The organism is Pseudomonas sp. TWI929 (genome assembly GCF_039673335.1).
Classification (GTDB): Bacteria; Pseudomonadota; Gammaproteobacteria; order Pseudomonadales; family Pseudomonadaceae; genus Aquipseudomonas.
In genome coordinates, this window is record NZ_JBDJLK010000025.1 from 40,979 (window position 1) to 63,367 (window position 22,389).

A 22,389-nucleotide genomic window follows, 5' to 3' on the forward strand; every position below is an offset into this window, starting at 1 on the left:
GCTGCGCTGCAGCCCCAGGGATTTAGCGGGTAACCGCCATTCGCCCGACCAACGGTAGCTTTGCCACGATCGAGCACAGCGGTGCCGTCCAGCGCTTCAACGCCTCACTACCTTTGGCCGCCAGCATCCAGCCACTTGGAAAACAGCGCGCGAATCACCATTTAGAGGATCAGCGTGTTGTCTGCCAGCGGCTGGCTTTGAAACAGCCACTCGTCGAAAGTCAGGCACAGGATCTGGCCAATGGGCCATAACCAGAAACACAGTAGAACGATGGGTAGCAGCATACAGGCTGCAATGGCCACCAGGACCACCTTGCTTGGAACAGTGGTCGAATGGTCATAAAATGCGTCTATTGCAAACCCTTTTGTCATCATTTTCAGATAGCCAAAACCTATGAGCGATTTGCCTGATACCGATTTCACCCAACGTTTCATCTTCGACGAGCGCGATGTGCGCGGCGAGTGGGTGTCTCTCGATGACAGCTACGCCGCGGTGCTGGCGCGTCATGACTATCCGCAGCCGGTGCAGGCACTGCTTGGCGAACTGATGGCCGCCACCGCCCTGCTGGTGGGTGCGCTGAAGTTCGATGGCCTGCTAATTCTGCAGGCACGCTCCGCAGGCCCTATCCCGCTACTGATGGTGGAGTGTTCGGGCGAGCGTGACATCCGCGGCATGGCCCGCTACGAAGCCGAGCAGATCCCTGCGGGTGCGACGCTGGAACAGTTGATGCCCGACGGCCACCTGACCTTGACCATCGACCCGGTCAAGGGCCAGCGTTACCAAGGTACCGTTGACCTTGATGGCGCCAACCTGTCGGAATGCTTCACCAACTACTTTGTCCAGTCGCAGCAGCTCAATACGCGCTTCTGGCTCGATACTTCCAGCGGCAAGGCACGTGGCCTGCTGCTGCAGCAATTGCCGCGCGATCGCCAGCCTGACGATGAAGAGCGGGAAGAAAGCTGGCAGCACGTCGTGGCCCTGGCCAAAACGCTGAAGCTGGAGGAGTGGGCGCTCGATAACGAAACCTTGCTGCATCGTCTTTACCATGAGGATGCCGTGCGCCTGTTCGACATCGAGCCGTTGCGCTTCCACTGCAGCTGCTCGCGCGAGCGTTCTGGCAATGCGCTTGTCAGCCTGGGCGAGCACGACGCCAAGGCGCTGGTAGAGGAATGTGGCGGGCAAGTTGAAGTCGATTGCCAGTTCTGCAACGAGCGCTACCTGTTCGATGCCAGCGATGTGGCGCAACTGTTTGCGGGTGGCGGCACTGACGTAGCCTCAGAAACTCGCCACTGAAACGTTTAACTACAGGACAATCTCCTGTCGAATTGCGCAAAAGCGCAGTTCTGACAGGAGGGGCCTACTTTTTTTGGGCGTTTCTGGCATAATCCGGCCACTTTTTTCGCTGTAGTAGTTTTTTCAAGACAACTACAAAACGTTTGGAGCACTCGGCCTCGGGCCGGATGGGGTATCTCATGACGCAAGCCAACAACACCGTGTACACCGACCTGAGCGTCGATGAGCTGGTAAAAGAAGCGCTGCAACGCGGTGAAGGCGTACTAGCCGATACTGGCGCACTGGTCGTGGAGACTGGTCACCGTACTGGCCGTTCGCCGGCTGACCGTTTCATCGTCGAAGAGCCTTCCACCCAGGACGCCATTTCCTGGGGCCCGATCAACCGCAAGTTCCCGGCCGACAAGTTCGATGCCCTGTGGGACCGCGTCGAGGCGTTCAACAACGCCCAGGATCACTTCGTTTCCTACGTTCACGTAGGGGCTGCTGCCGAGCACTACCTGCCGGTGAAGATGACCACCCAGACTGCCTGGCAGAACCTGTTCGGCCGTTGCCTGTTCATCAACCCGGAGCAGTTCAACCCGGCTGGCCGCGAGCAGTGGCAGGTCCTCAACGTTGCCAACTTCGTGTGCGAACCTGAGCGTGACGGCACCAACTCCGACGGTTGCGTGATCATCAACTTCGCCCAGAAGAAAGTGCTGATCGCTGGCATGCGCTATGCCGGCGAAATGAAGAAAGCCATGTTCTCGGTGCAGAACTTCCTGCTGCCGGCTGCCGACGTACTGCCAATGCACTGCGCGGCCAACATCGGCGAAGAAGGCGATGTGACCCTGTTCTTCGGCCTGTCCGGCACCGGCAAGACCACCCTGTCGGCCGACGAAAGCCGTTACCTGATCGGTGACGACGAGCACGGCTGGGGCGAAGGCGTTGTCTTCAACATGGAAGGCGGCTGCTACGCCAAGTGCATCGACCTGTCCGAGAAGAACGAGCCGGTCATTTGGAAAGCCATCAAGCACGGTGCCGTACTGGAAAACGTCGTACTCGACGGCAACCAGCACGCCGACTACACCGATGTAAGCCTGACCCAGAACAGCCGTGCGGCCTACCCGCTGGAGCACGTTGCCAAGCGTTCCGAAGCGAACCTGGGCGGCGAGCCTAACGCAGTGATCTTCCTGACCTGCGACCTGACCGGTGTTCTGCCACCCGTGTCGATCCTGAACAACGAGCAGGCGGCCTACCACTTCCTGTCCGGCTACACCGCGCTGGTCGGTTCCACCGAAATGGGCTCGGGCGGCGGCATCAAGTCGACCTTCTCCACCTGCTTCGGCGCACCGTTCTTCCCGCGTCCGGCTGGCGAGTACGCCGAACTGCTGATCAAGCGTATCAACGGCTTCAACTCCAAGGTCTACCTGGTCAACACCGGCTGGACCGGCGGTGGCTACGGCGTTGGCAAGCGTTTCAGCATCCCGACCACCCGTGCGGTGATCGCTGCGATCCAGAGCGGCGCGCTGGTCGGTGCCGAAACCGAGCACCTGGACATCATCAACCTGGACGTGCCGAAGGCCGTACCGGGCGTTGAAACCGAGCTGCTCAACCCGCGCACCAACTGGGCTGACAAAGCTGCTTACGACGAGGCCGCCAAAGGCCTGGCCAAGCTGTTCATCGAAAACTTCAAGAAGTTCGAAGTTTCCGACGCCATCAAGGCCGCTGGTCCGCAGCTGTAAGCTGCAACCAGCCGCAACGAGAAAGCCGCCCCTTGGGGCGGCTTTTTTGTTTTCTGTTGCCTGGGCGGGCCTCTTCGCGGGTTTACCCGCGACGAGGCCGGCACGGGCAGCCAAAATCTGGTTTTTCTGTTTCACTGTCAGCATCCATTGCGAAGACAAGAGCCAGCCAGATGACCGAATCCCCTCAGCGCACTGCCTTCTCCCACTTCCATCCGATCCTCACCCGCCCGCAAGACAACGACCTGAACGGCCACATCGCTGGCGCTACAGTGCACGGCTTCTTCGAAACCGCGATCCAGGCGTTCCTCGTCGAACAGGCCGAGCTGGACCTGCGTGATGGTGAATTGGCGGCTTTCGTGGTCAGTTCGGCGGCGGACTTCTATGCATTGCCGGGCTTCCCGGACGTGCTGGAAGTTGGGCTGGGCGTTACGCGCCTGGCGGGCAGCACGGTGGAGTACCGCCTGGCGCTGTACCGCCCGGGGGAGCCGGAGGCGTGCGCTGCCGGCACGGTGGTTCAGGTGTTCATCGAACGTGCCAGTGGCCGGCCTGTGGCGCTGCCAGAGGCGTTGCAGGTGACCCTGTCTGGTCTCGTGCTGGACCAGCAGGCATAAAAAAGCCCCGCTGGCAGGGGCGGGGCTTTTGGTTGCCGGGGCAGGGCCCTCAGGCGTTAGTCGCGCCAGTGGCGCTTGTGCTTGCGGTGGCCGTAGTGGTGGCCGCGATCGTAGTGGCGACGATCATCGTAGCTGCGACGGTAGCGACGGTCGTCATGGCGTTCGTCTTCGTCGGCCTTGTTGCCCATGTAGTTACCCAGTGCGCCACCGGCGCCACCGCCGGCTGCTGCGCCAATGTAGCTACCGGTGGTGCCGCCCACCGAGCGACCGACCACGTTACCGCCTGCAGCGCCCAGTGCGCCGCCGATAGCGGCCTCACCGCGTTGGCGCTTGTCGGCGCCCAGGGCACCGCCGGCCGCGCCGCCCAGGCCGGCACCAATGGCACCGCCGGTGCTACCACCGATGGAGTTGCCCACCACGGAGCCGAGTACCCCACCCAATGCGCCGCCAATGCCGGCCTCGGTATTGCCGCCTGCCATGGCAACGCCGCTGAGCAAGCTGAAAGACAACAACAGAATCGAGGAGTACTTCTTCATCAAGAGAGCCTCATAAGGATGACGAGGCGAATTTGAGGCTAAGACGGGTAGCTGGCAAACGAAATCCGACGAGTAACACGAGTTGTACACAATTCTCTAAGTTACTGTATTTGCAGTGAAACTTTATCGATTTTCGGCTGTCTGAGACTTTTATGACAAAGCCCTGGACCGTTACGGAACAGGGCTTTTTTGTTTTTTGCGCTGGGGCTTTCGGCCTATTCGCGGCTAAAGCCGCTCCTACAGGTTCAGTGCCACCTTCAGGCCTATGGGGTACCTGTGGGAGCGGCTTTAGCCGCGAAGAAGCCCACACATGCCCTACAGGATACGCCCGTCGTCCTGCGCCCGCTCCAGCTTGATGGCAATGAACTTCGAGGTTGGCGTATGGCTACCATCGCCAATGCTCTCCAGCGGCACCAGCGGGTTCACCTCCGGGTAATACGCCGCCGCCTGCCCAGCCGGGATATCGAAGGCCAGCAGGGTAAAGCCCTGTACCCGACGCACATGCTCATCCCCCCACAGCGAAACGATGTCGACCTTCTGCCCCGGCTGGAAGCCCAGGCGGATGATGTCGGCTTCGTTGGCGAACAGCACTTCGCGCTGGCCGCGCACACCGCGATAGCGGTCGTCCAGGCCGTAGATGGTGGTGTTGTACTGATCGTGCGAGCGCATCGATTGCATGATCAGGTCCGGCCGCTGGCCGCTGGCGCGCACGCGTTCGTCGAGCAGCGTGTCGGGCAAAAGGTTGGCCTTGAAGTTGGCTCGGCCGGTACTGGTCCTCCATTCGCGACTGGCGGCGCTGTTGCCCAGGTAGAAACCGCCCGGGTGTTGCAGGCGCTGGTTGAAGCCGCTGAAGCCGGCGATAGTGTCGCCGATCAGGTCGCGGATGCGGTCGTAGTCGGCCACCAGCCAGTGCCAGTCCACCGGTTTTTTGCCCAGAGTGGCAGCGGCGATGCCGGCAATGACCGCGGGCTCCGAGCGCATTTGTGCCGACAGTGGTTTTAGCTGGCCATTGGAGGCGTGAACCATGCTGAACGAATCTTCCACCGTCACCGCTTGCGGCCCATCGGCTTGCAGGTCGATGTCGGTGCGGCCGAGGCACGGCAGGATCAGTGCCTGCTTGCCGTGGACCAGGTGGCTGCGGTTGAGCTTGGTGCTGATCTGCACGGTCAGCTCGCAATTGCGCAGCGCCTTGGCGGTACGCGCGGTATCCGGTGTAGCCTGGGCGAAGTTGCCGCCCAGGCCGATGAACACCTTGGCCCGGCCGTCGAGCATGGCGTGGATCGCTTCGACGGTGTTGTGGCCGTTGTGCCGCGGCACGGGGAAGCCAAAGCGCTTTTCCATGGCATCGAGCAGGGCCACCGGCGGGCGCTCGTTGATGCCCATGGTGCGGTCACCCTGCACGTTGCTGTGGCCACGTACCGGGCACAAGCCGGCACCTGGCGCGCCAATATTGCCGCGCAGCATCTGCAGGTTGACGATTTCCTGGATGGTCGGCACCGAGTGGCGGTGCTGGGTGATGCCCATCGCCCAGCACATGATTACCCGCTTGCCACGGCAGTACATGCGTGCGGCCAGTTCGATATCGGCCAGCGCCAGGCCGGACTGGGCCTGGATGTGTTCCCACGGCGTGGTATCCACCACTGCCAGGTACTCGTCGACGCCATGCCCGTGTTCAGCGATGAACGCATGGTCGAACACTGCCGGTTCGCCTTTGGCCTGGGCCTCGCGTTCCCACTGCAGGACGAACTTGGCCATGCCGCGCAGCATTGCCATGTCGCCGCCCAAGGCCGGGCGGAAGAATGCGGTGTTGGTCGGCCGGTCACTGTTGGTCAGCATTTCCAGCGGGTTCTGCGGGTGCTGGAAGCGCTCCAGGCCACGCTCCTTGAGCGGGTTGATACACACCACCTGGGCGCCACGTTTCACCGCGTCGCGTAGCGGGTCGAGCATGCGCGGGTGGTTGGTGCCGGGGTTCTGGCCCCAGACGAAAATGGCGTCGGCATGCTCGAAGTCGTCGAAGGTGACGGTGCCCTTGCCAACCCCGACGCTTTGCCCCAGGGCCACGCCACTGGCTTCGTGGCACATGTTCGAGCAGTCGGGGAAGTTGTTGGTGCCGTAGGCACGCACGAACAGCTGGTACAGGTACGCCGCTTCGTTGCTGGCGCGCCCCGAGGTGTAGAACTCGGCCTGGTCAGGGTTGGCCAGCTTGTTCAGCTCGCGGGCGATCAGGGCGAAGGCGGCGTCCCAGCTGATCGGCTGGTAGCGGTCAGTGGGCGCGTCGTAGACCATCGGCTCGGTCAGGCGGCCCTGGTACTCCAGCCAGTAGTCGCTCTGCTGCAGCAGCGAAGTGACGCTGTAGCGGGCGAAGAAGGCAGCGTCGACACGGCGTTTGGTCGCCTCCCAGTTCACCGCCTTGGCGCCGTTCTCGCAGAATTTGACCATGCCGCTTTCCGGCGAGTCGCCCCAGGCACAGCCGGGGCAGTCGAAACCGCCGTTCTGGTTGGTCTTGAGCAGGGCGCGAATGTTCTTCAGCGCGTTATCGCTGCCAACCCAGGCCTTGGCCACGCTGCGCAGCGCGCCCCAGCCACCGGCGGGGCCGTGGTAGGGCTTGAAGCGAGGGGAGGAGGCTGGGGCGTTGTCCGGGAGGTGTTGGTACGAGGTCACGGCTGTTACGACTCCGCCGCTGGGCTGTAGACCCGCGGTGCGCTGTGCTTGGGCAGATGGATAAGGTTGAGGTTGTGCTTGCGCGCCCATTGCAGGGCAAGGCCGGTGGGCGCCGACAGGCTGACCAGGGTTTGAATGCCGGCTCGCAACACCTTCTGGATCAGCTCCAGGCTGCAGCGGCTGGTAACGATGGCCAGGCCGCCCTGGCTGTCGATGCCTTGGCGCAGCAGGGCGCCGATCAGCTTGTCGAGGGCGTTGTGCCGGCCGATATCTTCGCGGCCGAGCAGCAACTGGCCATGGCGGTCCATGAACAGCGCCGCATGCACTGCGCCACAATGCTGGCCCAGCGGCTGGAAGGCATCGATACGCTCACGCAGGCCGACCAGCCACTGAGCCGGAGGCAGGGGCGCACCAGGCAGCTCGGCCAGTTCTGGCAGTGCCTGCTCCAGGGCCTCGACCCCACACAGGCCGCAACCGCTGGTTCCGGCCAGTTGGCGGCGCTGGTTTTTCAGGTTCCAGAACGCCCGGCTGGAAATTTCCAGGTCGGCATACATCGCCGAACCACTGCCGGAAAGCTTCAGGTCGTAGATTTCTGCCGTGCCTTCGACAATGCCGCTGCCGACGCTGAAGCCGACGGCAAAGTCTTCCAGGTCGGTGGGGCTGACCAGCATCACTGCCTGGTTGAGGCCGTTGTAGGCAATGGCCAGGGCCACTTCCTCGGCCAGCGGCGTGCTGTCGCGTTTGCCGTCGCTGAGCTGGACGTAATCGTAGGTGTTGCTGGCGGCGGGCATGGACAAGGGCGATGAGGCCGCGCAGACCGGAGGTTTGCTGTTCATCGGGGCAGGCTGTTCATTCGGCGGCTTTGTGATAGCACAAGCCTAGGCTTGCGGGCCGGCGGCGTCTAATCGCTAGGGTCTATGCCTTGATAGACCGCGTCGATTGGTCGCATGGGGGCGGTAGGGGAAAAGCTGGCCTAGACTGCTGAGTCCGAGGTTTCGTCAACAAGGAGAGTGCTATGAGCTTGTTCAGTTTCGTGAAAGAAGCCGGCGAGAAGTTGATCGACCTGCTGACCCCCGGTAATGCCAATGCCGAAGAGCAACTGAAGAAACACGTGGAAAGTGTCGGCCTGGGCAACCCGAACATCTCCGCCACTGTAGAGGGTGACAAGATCATCCTCAAGGGTGAGGTGGCCAGCCAGGAAGAGAAGGAGAAGATCATTCTGGCGGCGGGTAACATCAACGGTGTGGCGAGTGTCGAGGACCAGATCACCGTGACCGGGCCGGTGGTGGCGGCGGCAAGGTTCGTTACCGTGAAGAAGGGCGACACCCTGTCGGCCATCTCCGTAGTCGTGTATGGCAATGCCAACCAGTACAACAAGATCTTCGAGGCCAACAAACCGATGCTCAAGCACCCGGACAAGATCTACCCGGGGCAGGTGCTGCGTATACCTGACTGATCTTTTCAGCCTGTACCGGCCCTTTCGCGGGTAAACCCGCTCCCACATGTTCTGCACCATATTCAAGGCTGGTGCAGTCCCTGTGGGAGCGGGTTTACCCGCGAAGAGGCCCTCACAGGCCAACCAGTAAATCCCGGTAATCCTCGACCGCGGCAAACTCCTCGGTATCGCGCGGCTGTGCCTGGCTATCTGGCTGGCGCACCGCCAGCAAATGCCCCACACCAAACCGCCGCGCACTGCGCAGTATCGCCAGGGTGTCATCGATGAACAGGCTGCGCCCCGGCTCAAAGCCGATATCCGCCTGCAAGGCATCCCAGAACTGCGGGCTTTCCTTCGGGTAGCCATAGTCATGCGAGCTGATCAGCCGCTCGAAATATGGCGCCAGCTCCACCCGCTCCAGCTTCAGCGACAGCGAGTCCCGGTGGGCATTGGTGATCATCACCACGCGCTTGCCCGCCTGGCGGATCGCTGCCAGGAAAGTGTCGGCATCGGGGCGCAAGGCGATCAGGTCGGCGATTTCCCGCTTCAGCTCGCGGATCGGCAGGCGCAGCTCGCGGCTCCAGAAGTCCAGGCAATACCAGTTCAGCGTGCCGGCATTGCGCTCGAACAGCGGCTGCAGCTCCATTTCCGCCATGGCCCGGCTCACCCCGTGCAGCTCGGCATAGCGCTGGGGCAGGTGGTCCAGCCAGAAGCGGTTGTCGTAATGCAGGTCGAGCAGGGTGCCATCCATGTCCAGCAGGACGGTATCGATGGCAGACCAGGGAAGAACAGGCATGGGAAACTCTCGTTCAGTCGGCAAGCCACGGTATAGTAACCCGTTCACGCCAAGGAGCCGCCCCATGCGCCAGAAACCCACCGTCCTCAGCCGCGAAATCGTCGCCAGCAGCCGCCTGTTTCGCGTCGAAGCCGTGCAATTGCGCTTCAGCAATGGCAGCGAGCGCACCTACGAGCGTCTGGTGGGCCGGGGCAATGGCTACGGTGCGGTGATGATCGTGGCCATGCTCGATGCCGAGCACGCTGTGCTGGTGGAGGAATACTGCGGCGGCACCGATGAATACGAGTTGTCGTTGCCCAAGGGCCTGATCGAGCCGGGCGAGGATGTGCTGGCGGCAGCCGACCGGGAGCTCAAGGAAGAAGCCGGCTTTGGCGCGCGCCAACTGGAGCACCTGACCGAGCTGTCGCTGTCGCCGGGCTACATGAGCCAGAAGATCCAGGTAGTACTGGCCAGCGACCTGTACGAAGAGCGCCTGGAAGGCGACGAACCGGAGCCAATGCGGGTCGACAAGGTCAACCTGCGCGAGTTGGCGGCGTTAGCCATGCACCCGCAGTTCACCGAGGGGCGCGCCCTGGCAGCGCTGTACCTGGCGCGTGACCTGCTGATTCAGCGGGGGCTGCTGGAGCTATGAACGACCTGCAACTGATGCACCAAGTGGTCAAGCTGGCCCTTACCGCTGGCGAGGCGATCCTGCCGTTCTGGCGCGCCGATGTGGCCGTGACCAACAAGGCTGATGATTCGCCGGTCACCGCCGCCGACCTGGCGGCGCACCGGGTGATTGCCGATGGCTTGCTGGCGCTAGCGCCGCAGATTCCGGTGCTGTCCGAAGAGGACTGCAACATTGCGCTGGCCGAGCGCCAGGGCTGGAGCCGCTGGTGGCTGGTCGACCCGCTGGATGGCACCAAGGAATTCATTGCTGGCAGCGAAGAATTCACGGTCAACATCGCTTTGGTCGAAAACGGCGAGGTGGTGTTTGGCGTGGTGTCGATGCCAACCAACGGGCGCTGCTACTTCGGCGGCCGTGGTTTGGGTGCCTGGCGTGCGGAGGCGGGTGAGGCTGCCCAAGCGATCCAGGTGCGCAACGCGCCGCCGGCGGGGGGGCGTTTTACCGTGGTGGCCAGCCGGCGACACTCCAGCCCGGAGCAGGAAGCGCTGTTGGCAGGGCTGGGGGCTGCGGTGGGTGAGCTGGAGCTGGCCAATATCGGCAGCTCGTTGAAGTTTTGCCTACTGGCTGAAGGTAGCGCCGATTGCTATCCGCGCCTGGCGCCGACTTCGCAGTGGGATACTGCTGCGGCGCAAGGCGTAGTGGAAGGGGCCGGTGGCGAGGTGATCGGGCTGGATCGCTTGCCCTTCCGCTATCCGCCGCGGGAGTCGTTGCTTAACCCGTATTTCCTGGCGCTGCCGGCAAATGCTGCATGGCGCCAGGAATTCCTGAAGTTGATCTAGCTGCCTTGGCACGATCCTGTGGGAGCGGCTTTAGCCGCGAACACCGGCGGAGCCGGTGCCATACACCACAGTGGTTGCTGCGTGTCAGCGGTGCAGGACGTACTGGCCGCTGAACTTCACAGCCGGCTCGTCACTCCCGGCATTGCTCACCGTGGTCTCCAACGTTAACCGCGCCCGCCCACGGCGCTGGTACATGGTCAGGAACCGCTCCCAGGTTTTCTCGTCCGGCGCCGCACAGCGGGCCACCGCTGCCCCGGTAACTGGCAGCGGATAACTGATCTGCCCTTCCTGGATGACGATATGCCCGTCATCAATCCCCAACTCGCGCAGGCGCAGGTGCAGCCAGCCCCAACCCACCAGCACCGCAGCGCAGTACAAGCTGCCACCGAACATGGTGCTCTTGTGGTTGACGTTGGCCGCCAGTGGCAGTTGCAGGCGCAAGGTGTGCTGCTGCCAGTCGACCACTTCCAGGCCCATTTCCCGGGTCAGGGGGATGTCGCTGTGCAGTACGGACTGCAGGTACTGGCTATCGGTGCTCATCAACGGTTGTCCTCTTGGTCATCATGCCCGCCGCTACCGCCGTCGAAACTCAAGCCGTGCTTGCGCAGCTTGTCGTGCAGGGTCTTGCGGGGGATACCTAGCGCTTCGGCCAGGCTGCGCATGGAACTGTGTGGCTGGGCCAGCTCGGCAGCGATCAGCGAGCGTTCGAACTGCTCGACCTGTTCGCTGAGGTTGCCGCTCAGCATTGGCGCTGCAGGTGCCGCCGCCGGTGGCACCTGGCCGTCCAGGGCCAGCTCCAGGCCGAGGGCGAAGCGCTCGGCGGCGTTCTGCAGCTCGCGTACATTACCTGGCCAGTCGTGGCGCAGCAGCAGGGCCCGTTGGGCTGGCTGCAGGGCGTGCGGCGGCAGGCCGTGGCGCTGGCTGGCGGCGTCGGCGAAGTGCTGGAACAGCACCAGGATGTCGTCGCCGCGTTCGCGCAACGGCGGAATACGCAGCGGCGCCACGTTCAGGCGGTAGTACAGGTCGGCGCGGAAGCGCCCTTGGTCGGCGGACTGGCGCAGGTCTTCCTTGGTCGCGGCAATGATGCGGATATCCAGCGGGATCAGCTGGTTGCCGCCCAAGCGTTCGACCACCCGCTCCTGCAGCATGCGCAGCAGTTTCACCTGTACGTCCAGGCTCATGCTCTCTATCTCGTCGAGGAACAGCGTGCCACCGTTGGCGAACTCGAACTTGCCGATGCGGCGCTTTTGCGCGCCGGTGAACGCGCCGGGTTCATGGCCAAACAGCTCGCTTTCGACCACCGACTCGGCCAGTGCACCGGCGTTGATCGCCACGAACGGCCCGTCGCGGCGGCTGGACAGGTCATGCAGGGCACGGGCCACTACTTCTTTACCGGCCCCGGTCTCACCCAGGATCAGCACGTCGGCGCGGGTGCCAGCCAGGGCGCCGATCTGCTCGCGCAGGCGCTGCATGGCCGGGGACTGGCCAACCAGGCGGGTGGCCAGCTGCTGGCGGTCGCTCAGGGCCAGGCGCAGGCTGCGGTTGTCCAGCACCAGGCGGCGCAGGGCCAGGGCGCGGCGTACGCTGTCGAGCAGGGCGTCGGTGGCAAAGGGTTTTTCCAGGAAGTCATAAGCCCCGGCACGCATCGCTTGCACCGCCAGTGGCACATCGCCGTGGCCGGTGATCAGAAGCACCGGCAGCTCGCTGTCGCGTGCATGCAGTTGCTCCAACAGTTGCAGGCCATCGATACCGGGCATGCGGATGTCGCTGACTACCACGCCGGGCCAGTCGGCCTCGATGCGTTCGGCCAGGCCTTGGGCGTCGGCCAGGGCGACCACCTTGAGGCCGGCCAGGTCCAGGGTCTGGCTCAGGGCTTGGCGCAGGTGCGGGTCATCGTCCACCAGGATGACCTGGGCTCGGCTGTCGATCAGTGTCTCGGTGGTCATGCCGAGGGGTCCTCCGAATTGGGCAAAGTAGCGCCAGGCGCGGCCACACGCAGCTGCAGGGTCAGCAGGGCGCCACCTTCCGGGTGGTTGGCCAGCAGCAGTTCACCGCCCAGGGCGCGCATCAGGCTTTCGCAGATGGCCAGCCCCAGGCCCAAGCCCTGGGTGCGGGTCTTGGTGGTGAAAAACGGCTCCTTGGCGTGCTCAAGGGCCTGGCGGCTGAAGCCCGGGCCGTTGTCGCGGATGTACAGGTAGACGCAGTCATCGCGTTGCTCGGCACTTAGCCACAGGCGGCGCGGGTTGGCTTTTTCAGTCAGGGCGTCGAGGGCATTGGCCAGCAGGTTGCCCAGCACCTGACGCAGGCGGGTTTCGCCGGCCTGTACCCACAAGGTGGCTTCCGGCAGGTCGCGGATCAGCTCCACGGCCATTGCCCGGCGGCGCTTGGCCAGCAGCGCCAGGGCATCGTCCAGGGCTGGTTGCAGGGCTACGCTCTCCGGGGCGTGGCGATCACGGCGGGCGAAGGCGCGCAGGTGGGCGATGATCGAGGCCATGCGCCCGGTCAGCTCGCCGATCAGCTTGAGGTTGCCGCGGGCGTCTTCGGTGCGCTGATGATCAAGCAGGATCTCGGCGTTTTCCGCATAGCTGCGGATGGCTGCCAATGGCTGGTTGAGCTCGTGGCTGATGCTGGCCGACATGGTGCCGAGCACCGACAGCTTGCCGGCCTGCACCAGTTCGTCCTGGGCACGCACCGCCTCCTGCTGGGCATTCTCGCGCTCCAGCACGGCGTGCTTTAGGCGGGTGTTCAGGCCTTCGAGGTCGGCGGTGCGTTCGGCCACGCGCTTTTCCAGCTCCTGGCGGCCACGCGCCTCGAAGTCGATGCGATCGATGTAGTGGCGGCGCCGCTGCATCACCAGGCCGGCCAGCAGCATCAGCACCAGCAAGGTGCCGGCGCCGATGGCCATCACCGTCTGTACCGAGCGGTCGACCAAAATGCGCGGGGCGAGGATGCTGACCTGCCAGCCGGTTTCCTTGATGTCGCGGGTCTGGGTGAGCCAGGCATCCGGGTTGAGCAGCAGCGGTTGCGGGGCCTGGGTCGGATAGGGCTGGATGGCGATGATCGCCTGGCGTTCGGCCTCGGTCAGTACACGGGTGGCACGGAAGCGCCAGTCCGGGCGCGAGGTGAGGATGACCACGCCATTGTGATCGGTCAGCAGCAGCTGTTCGGGGGTACTCCCCCACAGGGTTTCGGTGTGGTCGAGGTCGACTTTGACCACCAGCACTCCGACGATCCGCTCGCGGTCGTGCACGGCGGCGGCAAAGAAGTAGCCGCGCTTGGCCGAGGTGGTGCCCTGGCCGAAGAAGCGCCCCAGATGGCCGGCCATGGCTTCGTTGAAGTAGGGGCGGAAGGCGAAATTGCGCCCGACGAAGCTGTCGTGCTTGTCCCAGTTGGAGGCGGCCAGGGTGTTGCCGCTGACGTCCATCAGGTACATCACCTCGGCACCGGTCTGCTGGACGATGTCCTTGAGCAGGCGGTTGGCGTTGGTCACCGCTTCCAGGCGAAACGGGTCGGCCAGCACGCCACGCAGCGCGGGCAGGTCGCCGAGGATCTGCGGCAAGGTCTCGTAGCGGTGCAGGGTGCCGAGCAGGTTGGCGACGTACAGGTCGAGGGTTTGACGGTTCTGCGAGGCCAGCTCCTGCTGGTAGTAGCGTTCGGCCAAGTGATGCAGGGGCCACAGTAACGGGGCCAGGCACAGTGCCAACAGGGCCAGGCTGCGCCAGCGGGGACGGCGTGGGGGCGTGGGTTTTGCAATCATCACGTAAATGCGCCAGAAAAGTCTGACGCAATTATGCGCTAGTTAAGGCAGCAGTTCCGCCTCTGCCAGCGGCAGGCCGATCTTGTCCTTGTCCGACAGCACCGGTGGCTGCTGCAGCCCCCAGTCGATGGCCAGTTGCGGGTCGTCCCAGCGGATACAGCGGTCGGCGCCAGGGTTGTAGTAGTCGGTGGTCTTGTAGAGGAACTCGGCCGATTCGCTCATCACCGCAAAGCCATGGGCGAAACCGGGTGGCACCCACAGCTGGCGATGGTTGTCGGCCGACAGGTGCACCGCGACCCACTGGCCGAACGTTGGCGAGCTTTTGCGTACATCTACAGCGATATCGCGGATTTCGCCCTGTATCACGCGCACCAGCTTGCCCTGGGTGTTTACCACCTGATAGTGCAGCCCACGCAGCACACCCTTGATGGAACGCGAGTGGTTGTCCTGGACGAACTCGGCCTTCACGCCGGTTTGCCGCGCGAACTCACGCGCATTGAATGCCTCGAAGAAAAAACCACGGCTGTCACCGAAAACCTTCGGCTCGATGATCAGTACTTCAGGGATTGCGGTAGGGATGATGTTCATAGCGGCTCGCTAGCCTGTTGCTCAAGTAATGACCCTAGTCGGCCCTGCAGGAAAATTCCGCGTGGAGCTGTAACAGGATGCATAAGGTGTGGCTATGGTAGACGCCAGACCGTTCTTGGCACCAGACAAGGGCTTTAGTTATTCGATTGTTATCGATTTTATTGTGAGAAAATCGCAAGGTTTCCCCGATTGACGGGCTTTAAATGCCGACATATATCGGTTATAAAATGACAAACGCCCCAGCACACTCCCGCTCAGGGCCATCACAGAGGTCACCCATGAAAACCCTCAACTCCACGCCCCGTGCCGATGGTTTCCACATGCCTGCCGAGTGGGCCGCGCAAACCCAGGTATGGATGGTCTGGCCGGAGCGCCCAGACAACTGGCGCCTGGGCGGCAAGCCGGCGCAGGCTGCCCATGTGACCCTGGCCAAGGCCATTGCCCGTTTCGAGCCGGTTACCGTTGCAGCCTCTGCTGGCCAGTACGAAAACGCCCGGCGCCAGCTCGACCAGCCGAACATTCGCGTGGTCGAGATCAGCAACGACGACGCCTGGGTACGCGACACCGGCCCGACCTTCGTCATCAACGACCAGGGTGAAGTGCGGGGCGTGGACTGGGGCTTCAATGCCTGGGGCGGCTTCGATGGCGGCCTGTACGCGCCGTGGAACCGCGACGAGGAGCTGGCGGCCAAGGTCCTGGAAATGGAGCGCTGCCAGCGCTACCACACCGAAGGTTTCGTCCTTGAGGGCGGCTCGATCCACGTCGACGGTGAAGGCACCGTGATCACCACTGAGGAATGCCTGCTCAACCGCAACCGCAACCCGCACCTGAACCGCGAGCAGATCGAAGCGGTGCTGCGCGACCAGCTGGCGGTCGATACCGTGGTGTGGCTGCCGGATGGCCTGTACAACGATGAAACCGACGGCCACGTCGACAACTTCTGCTGTTACGTGCGCCCGGGTGAAGTGTTACTGGCCTGGACCGATGATTCCAACGACCCCAACTATGCGCGTTGCCATGCAGCCATGGAGGTGTTGAAGAACACCCGTGACGCCAAGGGCCGTGAGTTCATCGTGCACAAGATGCCGATCCCGGGCCCATTGTTCGCCACCGCCGAAGAGTGTGCCGGTGTCGATCAGGTGGCCGGCAGCCAGGAGCGCGACCCGTCGGTGCGCCTGGCTGGCTCGTACGTTAACTTCCTGATCGTCAACGGCGGCATCATTGCGCCAAGCTTCGACGACCCGGCAGATGCCGAAGCCAGAGCGATCCTGGCGAAGATCTTCCCCGACCACGAGGTGGTGATGATCCCAGGCCGCGAGTTGTTGCTGGGTGGTGGCAACATCCACTGCCTGACCCAGCAGCAGCCGGCGCCGGTCAAACGCTGAATGCCTGCAAGATGAACAAGGCCCGTCATGTGACGGGCCTTTTTTTCGGGCGACATCCGGCAGCCAATGATGGCATATGTTTTGTATTGTTTTTCAAGTAGATAGCTCGGCCAGGCCGCGCTCTCGGTTCTGTAACAATACTTACGTAAATTTGCCGCTCACGGGCTAGGGAGTACGTGTAGAAATGAACGCAGCAAGTGAGTCGGCTTTGCGCCCATCGGCAGTGAATCATCCATCGCTCAGGCTTGTTGCGGCGTGGTTGAAACACCATGGAAGCATCAGGGTCAGGACGACCGACCCACGACGTCTGCTTGCCGGACGCTACCCCCAAGGGCTAATCAGCGAAGCAGAGATGCAGGCGTTGATGGCGGTGTGGCACTGATCGAACTTGTTTCACCTGTACCGGCCTCTTCGCGGGTGAACCCGCTCCTACAGGTATGTGTGGAGTCCCTGTAGGAGCGGCTTTAGCCGCGAAGAGGCCGGCACAGGCAACGAAGATCAGAAACTGTAACTGCCTGTCACCACCAGGCTACGCGGGTCCCCTACCTGGATCTGCGCCGCACTGGTCGCCGAGCTGTAGTAGGTCTTGTCGGCAATGTTGCTCAACGCTGCCCGCACATCCCAGTCATGCGTACGGTACCCCGCCAGCGCATCCCAACGGCCATACCCCGGCAACACCGTGGTGTTCTGGTTGTCCGCGTAACGCTCCCCCACCAGCGTCAGGCCGGTTTCGGCGTACCAGCCAAGCTCTGGCTTCCAGGTAACGAACAGGCTGCCGTTGCGCTTGGCCACGTCATTGATGCGGTTGCCTTCCTGGCCGTTGTTGTCCTTGACGATGGTTGCATCCTGCAAGCCGATGCCGCCGCGTACATACCAGTTGCCAACGATGTTGCCGGTGGCCGTCAGCTCAATGCCACGCGAACGCTGCAAGCCGCTGAGCACGGTGATTGTCGGGTCGTTCGGGTCGCGCGTACGGCGGTTGTACAGCTCCAGCTCATAGATGGCGAGGGTGGTGGTCAGGCGCTGGTCGAGCCAGTCGCTCTTCACCCCGATTTCCTTCTGCCGGGTTTCCTCTGGCTTGGTTTCATTGGTGTTGCCCGGTGCGCCCGGGGTGATGCCGATCAGGCCACCACCAACCGGCGAGAAGGTTTTGCTCCACGAGGCATAGAACGAATGGTCACGCCACGGTGTGTAGACCACACCCAGGCGTGGGCTGGTGCTGTTGCTGTCCTGCGGTTCGGTCAGGTTGTCCTTGTTGGTGGTTTCCACTTCGAACTGGTCGAAGCGGACACCGGCAAGGATCTGCCATTGATCGTTAAGGCGGATCTGGTCCTGCAGGTAAAGGCCACGGCTATCGACCACGGTGTGGTTGTCACTCGACAGCGTCAGTTTGCCCGGGTGCTGCTGGTCGCGGCCGGGTTGGCTCAGGCCCGGCAAAGTCTGGTTACCAGCGCTGTACAGCACCGGGTCACGCTTCTGGTTGCCAAACTCCAGGCCCACCAGCAGCTTGTGCTCCAGGCCCAGGGTGTCGAAGTCGCCTTCGGCCTCCAGGTTGTTGAACAGGTTGCGGGTGTTCAGGTCTTGCTGCCAGCGCTGACGGGTCAAGGTATTGGTGCTGGCGTTGTAGGCTGTGACGTAGGTGTTGTCGAACTCGCTGTCGAGTTTGAACAGGCCCAGGGTATGGCGCAGCTGCCAGGTTTCGTTCAGCTGGTAGTTCAGGCGCGAACGCAGTGACTGCGCGCGGTCGTCGATATAGTCGCGGTGGCTGTCGCCGTAGGTAGTGCTGCGGCTGACGTCGGCTGGGCGGCCGTTGACCCCGGGGATGCCCCGGTCCGGGGTGCGGTTGTAGCGGCTGTATTCGTATTGCACCAGCCAGTTCAGGTCGGGGTTGATCTGCCAGCTGATCGACGGGGCGAACAACTGGCGGCTGCCATCGATGCCGTCGCGGAAGCTGTTGTTGTCCTGGTTGCCCATGTTCAGGCGCAGGCTGACGGTGTCGCTGGGGTCGGCACTGAGGTCGGCATACAGGCTGCGCAGGTCTTCGCTGCCGGCCTGCGCCTCGAGGGTCGAGCGGCGGCCAGGCTCCGGCGCCTTGCTGACCCGGTTGACGATACCGCCTTGGCTGCCACGGCCGTACAGCACCGCCGCCGGCCCCTTCAGCACCTCGACCCGCTCGATGTTGTGCAGGTCGCGGATGTACTGGCTGTCGTCACGAATGCCGTCCAGGTAGAAATCGTTGCTGGCCTCGAAGCCGCGGATGCGCACGCTGTCGAAGCGGGTGTCGGCACCGCTGCTGACGTTGGGGATGCCCTCCAGCGCCTTGCCCAGGGTGTTGCTGCCGTAATCCAGCACATTGGCGGTCTTCACCGTGTCGATGGCCTGCGGTACATAACGCACCGGCGTCGAGGTACGCGTGGCGGTGCTCACCTCCTTGACCCGTGGGTTGTCCTTTTCGCGCTCGCTGTCGGCGGTGACCGACAGTTCGGGCAGGGTGGTGGTGGCGGCACTGGCCAGGCTGGCGCTGAACAGCAGCGACAAGCCAAGCGTCAGGGGTGAAAGGCGGCAGGGTACAAGCATGGGCACATCCGGACCGGGCAGGTGAAAAATAGATGCGGATGGTAATGCTTGCTATTTGCTTTTGCTTGGGTATTTGTAAAGGGTTGTCTTTACATATGTATCACTTTGTAACTACGCCTTCCGTGTAGTGCCGCCCGGGAAGATTTGTCGGGTTGGTCAAGATGACAAATCGGACAAAAGACAAAATATCCGCCGATAGCGCAAACATGCATGGAAATGCCCCAGACCCACCGTTGATTTTGGTTATATCAACCTGCATTTCACGACTTTTTGACATTTGTAACCGCACACGGCTAGGATTCGGCCAACGCCAGCTGGCCAAGACCTTGGCCATGCTGCTGCCAAGGGCCGCCGCGCATTTACCGGTAGGGCCTTCCAGTCTGGATCCGCATAGCGTCGAACCTACGAAGGGGCGTTGGTTCCTGGCGTCATATTGCAGAGCGTTTTTGATTAAGAAATAAGGAAAACAACATGTTGAAAACCAGGATCAGCCTGGTCGCCCTGGCGATGATCGCCGCGACCCAGGCACAGGCCAATGACCAGGCCGACAGCAAGGGCTTCATCGAAGACAGCCACGCCAACGTCCTTCTGCGCAACGCCTACATCAACCGTGACAAGAAGCACGGCACCGACGACCAGATCGAATGGGGCCAGGCAGTCATCGGCAACTTCTCCTCCGGTTTCACCCAGGGCACCGTCGGCGTCGGCGTCGACGCATTCGGCCTGTACGCCCTGCGCCTTGATGGCGGCAAAGGCCACAACGGTGGTGGCGGCGTCGACTTCTTCAAACCGCACGAAACCACCAACGCCGAAGGCAACGCCAGCTCGCCGCACAACCTGGCCCGTGGTGGCGCTGCAGTGAAATTCCGCATCTCCAACACCGTGCTGAAGTACGGTGACCAGATGCCGGCACTGCCAGTGCTGCAGTACGACGACGCGCGCCTGCTGCCAGAAAGCTTCACCGGTACCTTGCTGACCTCGAAAGAGATCGCGGGCCTGGAGCTGAACGCCGGCCGCTTCACCCAGGAAGCGCGTAAGAGCGCCGAGGGCCGTGACAGTGGTGGCCTGAAGTCGATCAACGTCTTCGGCGGTAGCTACAAGTTCACCGACAACTTCACCGCTTCGCTGTACACCGCCGACAACGAAGACGTGATGAAGAAGCACTACCTGGGCTTGAACTACGTCTTCCCGATCGCCAGCGAGCAGTCCCTGACCCTGGACTTCAACGGCTACAAGTCGGACATCGACGACAAGTACGTACAAGCTGCTGGCCTGAACGGCGACTCCAACACCATCTGGAGCCTGGCAGCCACCTACGCGTACGGTGCGCACTCGTTCACCATCGCCCACCAGCGCAGCACCGGCAGCACTGGCTACAACTACGGCTTCTACCAGAACGCCGGCGGCGTGGGTGACGGTGGTTCGACCATCTACCTGGCCAACTCGTACTGGTCCGACTTCAACGCCGAAGACGAGCGCTCCTGGCAGCTGGGCTACGGCCTGGACTTCGGTGCCTATGGCATTCCGGGCCTGACCTACAAGCTGGCCTACGTGGTGGGTGACAACATCAACACCCGCAACGTCGCCAACCCGCAGGGCTTCGGTGAAGGTAAAGAGCGCGAGATCTTCAACCAGATCCGTTACGTGGTGCAGGACGGCCCGGCCAAGGACCTGTCGATCAAGCTGCGTAGCTCGTTCGTGCGTACCAACAACGCCGTGCAGCAGAACGGTTACAACGACGACGGCAACGAAGTCCGCGTATTCGTCGAGTACCCGATCAGCATCTTCTGATTCTGATCTGAAGGCCTAGGGGGCTGCTTTGCAGCCCATCGCGACGCAAGGCCGCTCCCACAGGAATTACGCAGGCTTCTGGCCTTGTGATGTACCTGTGGGAGCTTGCTTGCCGGCGATGAGGCCCTATGCAGGTTCCACTTCTTTTCGGGGTACTGCCGCCTTTGTCGGTGCAGCCTCTGTCTCCGGCGCAAAACTGTCGCTACGCGCCATCCGCCACATCCGCGCATAAAACTCGCTTTCAATCGAGCCACTGAGCAACTCGCCGGGCTTGAGGAATGTGTGCAGGTCCGAAAACAAGCCGATTTCGCTAGGGCTGATACGTCGTGCCAGGTGCTTGGGCTTTAGCTCGGAAGGGTGCTCAAGGCCCGCAGCGGCCAGCATCTCGGCCAGGGTGTGCAGCGTATTGCGGTGGAAGCTGGCTACTCGCTCGGCCTTGTCTGGCACCACCAGGGCGCGCTGGCGCAATGGGTCTTGCGTGGCCACGCCGGTCGGGCATTTGTTGGTGTGGCAGCTCTGTGACTGGATGCAGCCAATGGCGAACATGAAGCCGCGTGCCGAGTTGACCCAGTCAGCGCCGATGGCCAGTACGCTGGCAATGTCGAAGGCACTGACGATCTTGCCCGCTGCGCCAATGCGGATGCTGGAGCGCAGGTTCAGGCCGACCAGGGTGTTGTGCACAAACATCAAGCCTTCACGCATCGGCACGCCCATGTTGTCGCTGAACTCGCGTGGCGCGGCGCCGGTGCCGCCCTCCTTGCCATCGACCACGATGAAGTCCGGGGTAATGCCGGTGGCCAGCATGGCCTTGGCAATGCCCATGAACTCCCATGGGTGGCCCAGGCAGAACTTGAAGCCCACCGGCTTGCCGCCCGACAGTTCGCGCAGGCTGGCAACGAAGTGCAGCAACTCGACCGGCGTGCGGAAAGCGCTGTGCGCTGCCGGGGAGATGCAGTCCTCACCCACGCGTACGCCACGGGTTTGGGCAATTTCAGGGCTTACCTTGTGCCCCGGCAGAATACCGCCGTGGCCCGGCTTGGCGCCCTGGCTGAGCTTGATCTCGATCATCTTCACTTGCGGCGAGCGCGCTTGCTCGGCAAAGCGCTGCGGGTCGAAGCGACCCTCTTCGGTGCGGCAACCGAAGTAGCCACTGCCGATCTCCCAGATCAGGTCGCCGCCGTGTTCGCGGTGGTACGGGCTGATGCTGCCTTCGCCGGTGTCATGGGCAAAGCGGCCCATGCGTGCACCACGGTTGAGCGCTGCGATGGCGTTGGCGCTGAGGGCGCCGAAGCTCATGGCCGAAATGTTGAAGATCGAGGCCGAGTAGGGCAGGCGGCACTGAGGCCCACCGATGGCGATGCGGAACGATGCCGGGTCTGGCGTGGCGACCGGCAGCATCGAATGGCTGATGAACTCGAAGCCGGGCTTGTAGGCATCGTTGAGCGTACCGAAGGCTTTCTCGGCGCTTTCGTTCTTGGCGCGGGCGTAGACTAACGAGCGCTGCGAACGGGAGAACGGCAGCTTGTCGTCGTCGCCTTCGATCAGGTACTGGCGAATTTCCGGGCGAATGGTTTCGATCAGGTAGCGGATGTTGCCCAGGATCGGGTAGTTGCGGCGCACCGCGTGGTGGCTTTGACGCAGGTCGTTGAGGCCGACCAGGCTGAGCAGCGCGGTGATCAGCGTCAGCGGCCATAGCCAGGCATGCTGGGGCAGCAGCGGCAGGCTGGCGAAGGTGAACACAAGGCAGAGCACGAGGCAGGCGTAGCGGCTGGGTAGAGAGTGTTTCATGGGT

General features: G+C 62.8%; 19 protein-coding genes and 1 pseudogene. 9 read left to right on the plus strand and 11 right to left on the minus strand.

Going from position 1 to position 22,389, the window contains the following annotated elements:
• Nucleotides 1-22: 22 nt before the first annotated feature.
• A pseudogene (locus ABE456_RS12980) lies at nt 23-340 on the minus strand (hypothetical protein).
• Between the two features lie 53 nt (nt 341-393).
• Here ABE456_RS12980 and hslO point away from each other — a divergent pair.
• The 3 genes from hslO to ABE456_RS12995 all read left to right on the plus strand — a co-directional run bounded on the left by hslO (nt 394) and on the right by ABE456_RS12995 (nt 3,625).
• Complete coding sequence (gene hslO / locus ABE456_RS12985) at nt 394-1,293, plus strand: Hsp33 family molecular chaperone HslO (RefSeq protein ID WP_346644273.1); 900 nt, start codon at nt 394-396, stop codon at nt 1,291-1,293.
• Between the two features lie 179 nt (nt 1,294-1,472).
• Nucleotides 1,473-3,014 (plus strand): phosphoenolpyruvate carboxykinase, encoded by a 1,542-nt coding sequence (locus tag ABE456_RS12990; protein WP_346644274.1) that lies wholly within the window; start codon nt 1,473-1,475, stop codon nt 3,012-3,014.
• Nucleotides 3,015-3,184: 170 nt separating this feature from the next.
• Nucleotides 3,185-3,625: a thioesterase family protein gene (locus ABE456_RS12995; RefSeq protein WP_346644275.1), complete on the plus strand. Its 441-nt coding sequence runs from the start codon at nt 3,185-3,187 to the stop codon at nt 3,623-3,625.
• Between the two features lie 56 nt (nt 3,626-3,681).
• On the opposite strand, the gene ABE456_RS13000 is transcribed toward ABE456_RS12995, so the two are convergent.
• From ABE456_RS13000 to fdhD, 3 genes are all read right to left on the minus strand, one after another.
• Nucleotides 3,682-4,161 (minus strand): glycine zipper domain-containing protein, encoded by a 480-nt coding sequence (locus tag ABE456_RS13000; protein ID WP_027595195.1) that lies wholly within the window; start codon nt 4,159-4,161, stop codon nt 3,682-3,684.
• A 315-nt stretch (nt 4,162-4,476) separates the two neighbouring features.
• Entirely contained in the window at nt 4,477-6,822 is a 2,346-nt protein-coding gene (locus tag ABE456_RS13005; protein ID WP_346644276.1) for an FdhF/YdeP family oxidoreductase, read from the minus strand.
• Nucleotides 6,823-6,827: 5 nt separating this feature from the next.
• Nucleotides 6,828-7,658: a formate dehydrogenase accessory sulfurtransferase FdhD gene (gene fdhD, locus ABE456_RS13010; protein WP_346644277.1), complete on the minus strand. Its 831-nt coding sequence runs from the start codon at nt 7,656-7,658 to the stop codon at nt 6,828-6,830.
• A gap of 179 nt (nt 7,659-7,837) precedes the next feature.
• Here fdhD and lysM point away from each other — a divergent pair, with 179 nt between their 5' ends.
• On the plus strand, nt 7,838-8,278 hold the full coding sequence (gene lysM / locus ABE456_RS13015; protein ID WP_286111984.1) for a peptidoglycan-binding protein LysM: 441 nt from the start codon (nt 7,838-7,840) through the stop codon (nt 8,276-8,278).
• A gap of 112 nt (nt 8,279-8,390) precedes the next feature.
• Here lysM and yrfG read toward each other — a convergent pair whose 3' ends face one another.
• A complete protein-coding gene (yrfG, locus tag ABE456_RS13020; protein WP_346644278.1) occupies nt 8,391-9,053 on the minus strand; it encodes a GMP/IMP nucleotidase in 663 nt (220 codons plus the stop codon).
• Between the two features lie 64 nt (nt 9,054-9,117).
• Between yrfG and nudE the strand changes: the two genes are divergently transcribed.
• Both nudE and cysQ read left to right on the plus strand, forming a co-directional pair.
• A complete protein-coding gene (nudE, locus tag ABE456_RS13025) occupies nt 9,118-9,684 on the plus strand; it encodes an ADP compounds hydrolase NudE (protein WP_346644279.1) in 567 nt (188 codons plus the stop codon).
• Nucleotides 9,681-10,499: a 3'(2'),5'-bisphosphate nucleotidase CysQ gene (cysQ, locus tag ABE456_RS13030; RefSeq protein ID WP_346644280.1), complete on the plus strand. Its 819-nt coding sequence runs from the start codon at nt 9,681-9,683 to the stop codon at nt 10,497-10,499. The genes nudE and cysQ overlap by 4 nt, the downstream gene beginning before the upstream one ends.
• Before the next feature lie 84 nt (nt 10,500-10,583).
• Here cysQ and ABE456_RS13035 read toward each other — a convergent pair whose 3' ends face one another.
• The 4 genes from ABE456_RS13035 to rfbC are packed head-to-tail and all read right to left on the minus strand — an operon-like array spanning nt 10,584 to nt 14,844.
• On the minus strand, nt 10,584-11,039 hold the full coding sequence (locus ABE456_RS13035) for a YiiD C-terminal domain-containing protein (protein WP_346644281.1): 456 nt from the start codon (nt 11,037-11,039) through the stop codon (nt 10,584-10,586).
• Nucleotides 11,039-12,445, minus strand: coding sequence for a sigma-54 dependent transcriptional regulator (locus ABE456_RS13040; protein ID WP_346644282.1), 1,407 nt, complete (start codon nt 12,443-12,445; stop codon nt 11,039-11,041). The genes ABE456_RS13035 and ABE456_RS13040 overlap by 1 nt, the downstream gene beginning before the upstream one ends.
• Complete coding sequence (locus ABE456_RS13045; RefSeq protein WP_346644283.1) at nt 12,442-14,256, minus strand: ATP-binding protein; 1,815 nt, start codon at nt 14,254-14,256, stop codon at nt 12,442-12,444. The genes ABE456_RS13040 and ABE456_RS13045 overlap by 4 nt, the downstream gene beginning before the upstream one ends.
• Nucleotides 14,257-14,298: 42 nt before the next feature.
• Nucleotides 14,299-14,844 carry a dTDP-4-dehydrorhamnose 3,5-epimerase gene (gene rfbC / locus ABE456_RS13050; RefSeq protein WP_346644284.1) on the minus strand — a complete coding sequence of 182 codons (546 nt, stop codon included), beginning with the start codon at nt 14,842-14,844 and terminating at the stop codon, nt 14,299-14,301.
• A gap of 278 nt (nt 14,845-15,122) precedes the next feature.
• Here rfbC and aguA point away from each other — a divergent pair, with 278 nt between their 5' ends.
• On the plus strand, nt 15,123-16,229 hold the full coding sequence (aguA, locus tag ABE456_RS13055) for an agmatine deiminase (RefSeq protein ID WP_346644285.1): 1,107 nt from the start codon (nt 15,123-15,125) through the stop codon (nt 16,227-16,229).
• A 184-nt stretch (nt 16,230-16,413) separates the two neighbouring features.
• A complete protein-coding gene (locus ABE456_RS13060; RefSeq protein WP_346644286.1) occupies nt 16,414-16,611 on the plus strand; it encodes a hypothetical protein in 198 nt (65 codons plus the stop codon).
• Nucleotides 16,612-16,727: 116 nt separating this feature from the next.
• Here ABE456_RS13060 and ABE456_RS13065 read toward each other — a convergent pair whose 3' ends face one another.
• Complete coding sequence (locus ABE456_RS13065) at nt 16,728-18,806, minus strand: TonB-dependent siderophore receptor (protein WP_346644287.1); 2,079 nt, start codon at nt 18,804-18,806, stop codon at nt 16,728-16,730.
• 471 nt (nt 18,807-19,277) lie between these two features.
• On the opposite strand from ABE456_RS13065, the gene ABE456_RS13070 reads away from it, so the two are divergent.
• Nucleotides 19,278-20,597, plus strand: coding sequence for an OprD family porin (locus ABE456_RS13070; RefSeq protein WP_346644288.1), 1,320 nt, complete (start codon nt 19,278-19,280; stop codon nt 20,595-20,597).
• Nucleotides 20,598-20,723: 126 nt separating this feature from the next.
• Here the strand turns inward: ABE456_RS13070 and ABE456_RS13075 are convergent, their stop codons facing one another.
• Entirely contained in the window at nt 20,724-22,385 is a 1,662-nt protein-coding gene (locus tag ABE456_RS13075) for an FMN-binding glutamate synthase family protein (RefSeq protein ID WP_346644289.1), read from the minus strand.
• Nucleotides 22,386-22,389: the final 4 nt, after the last annotated feature.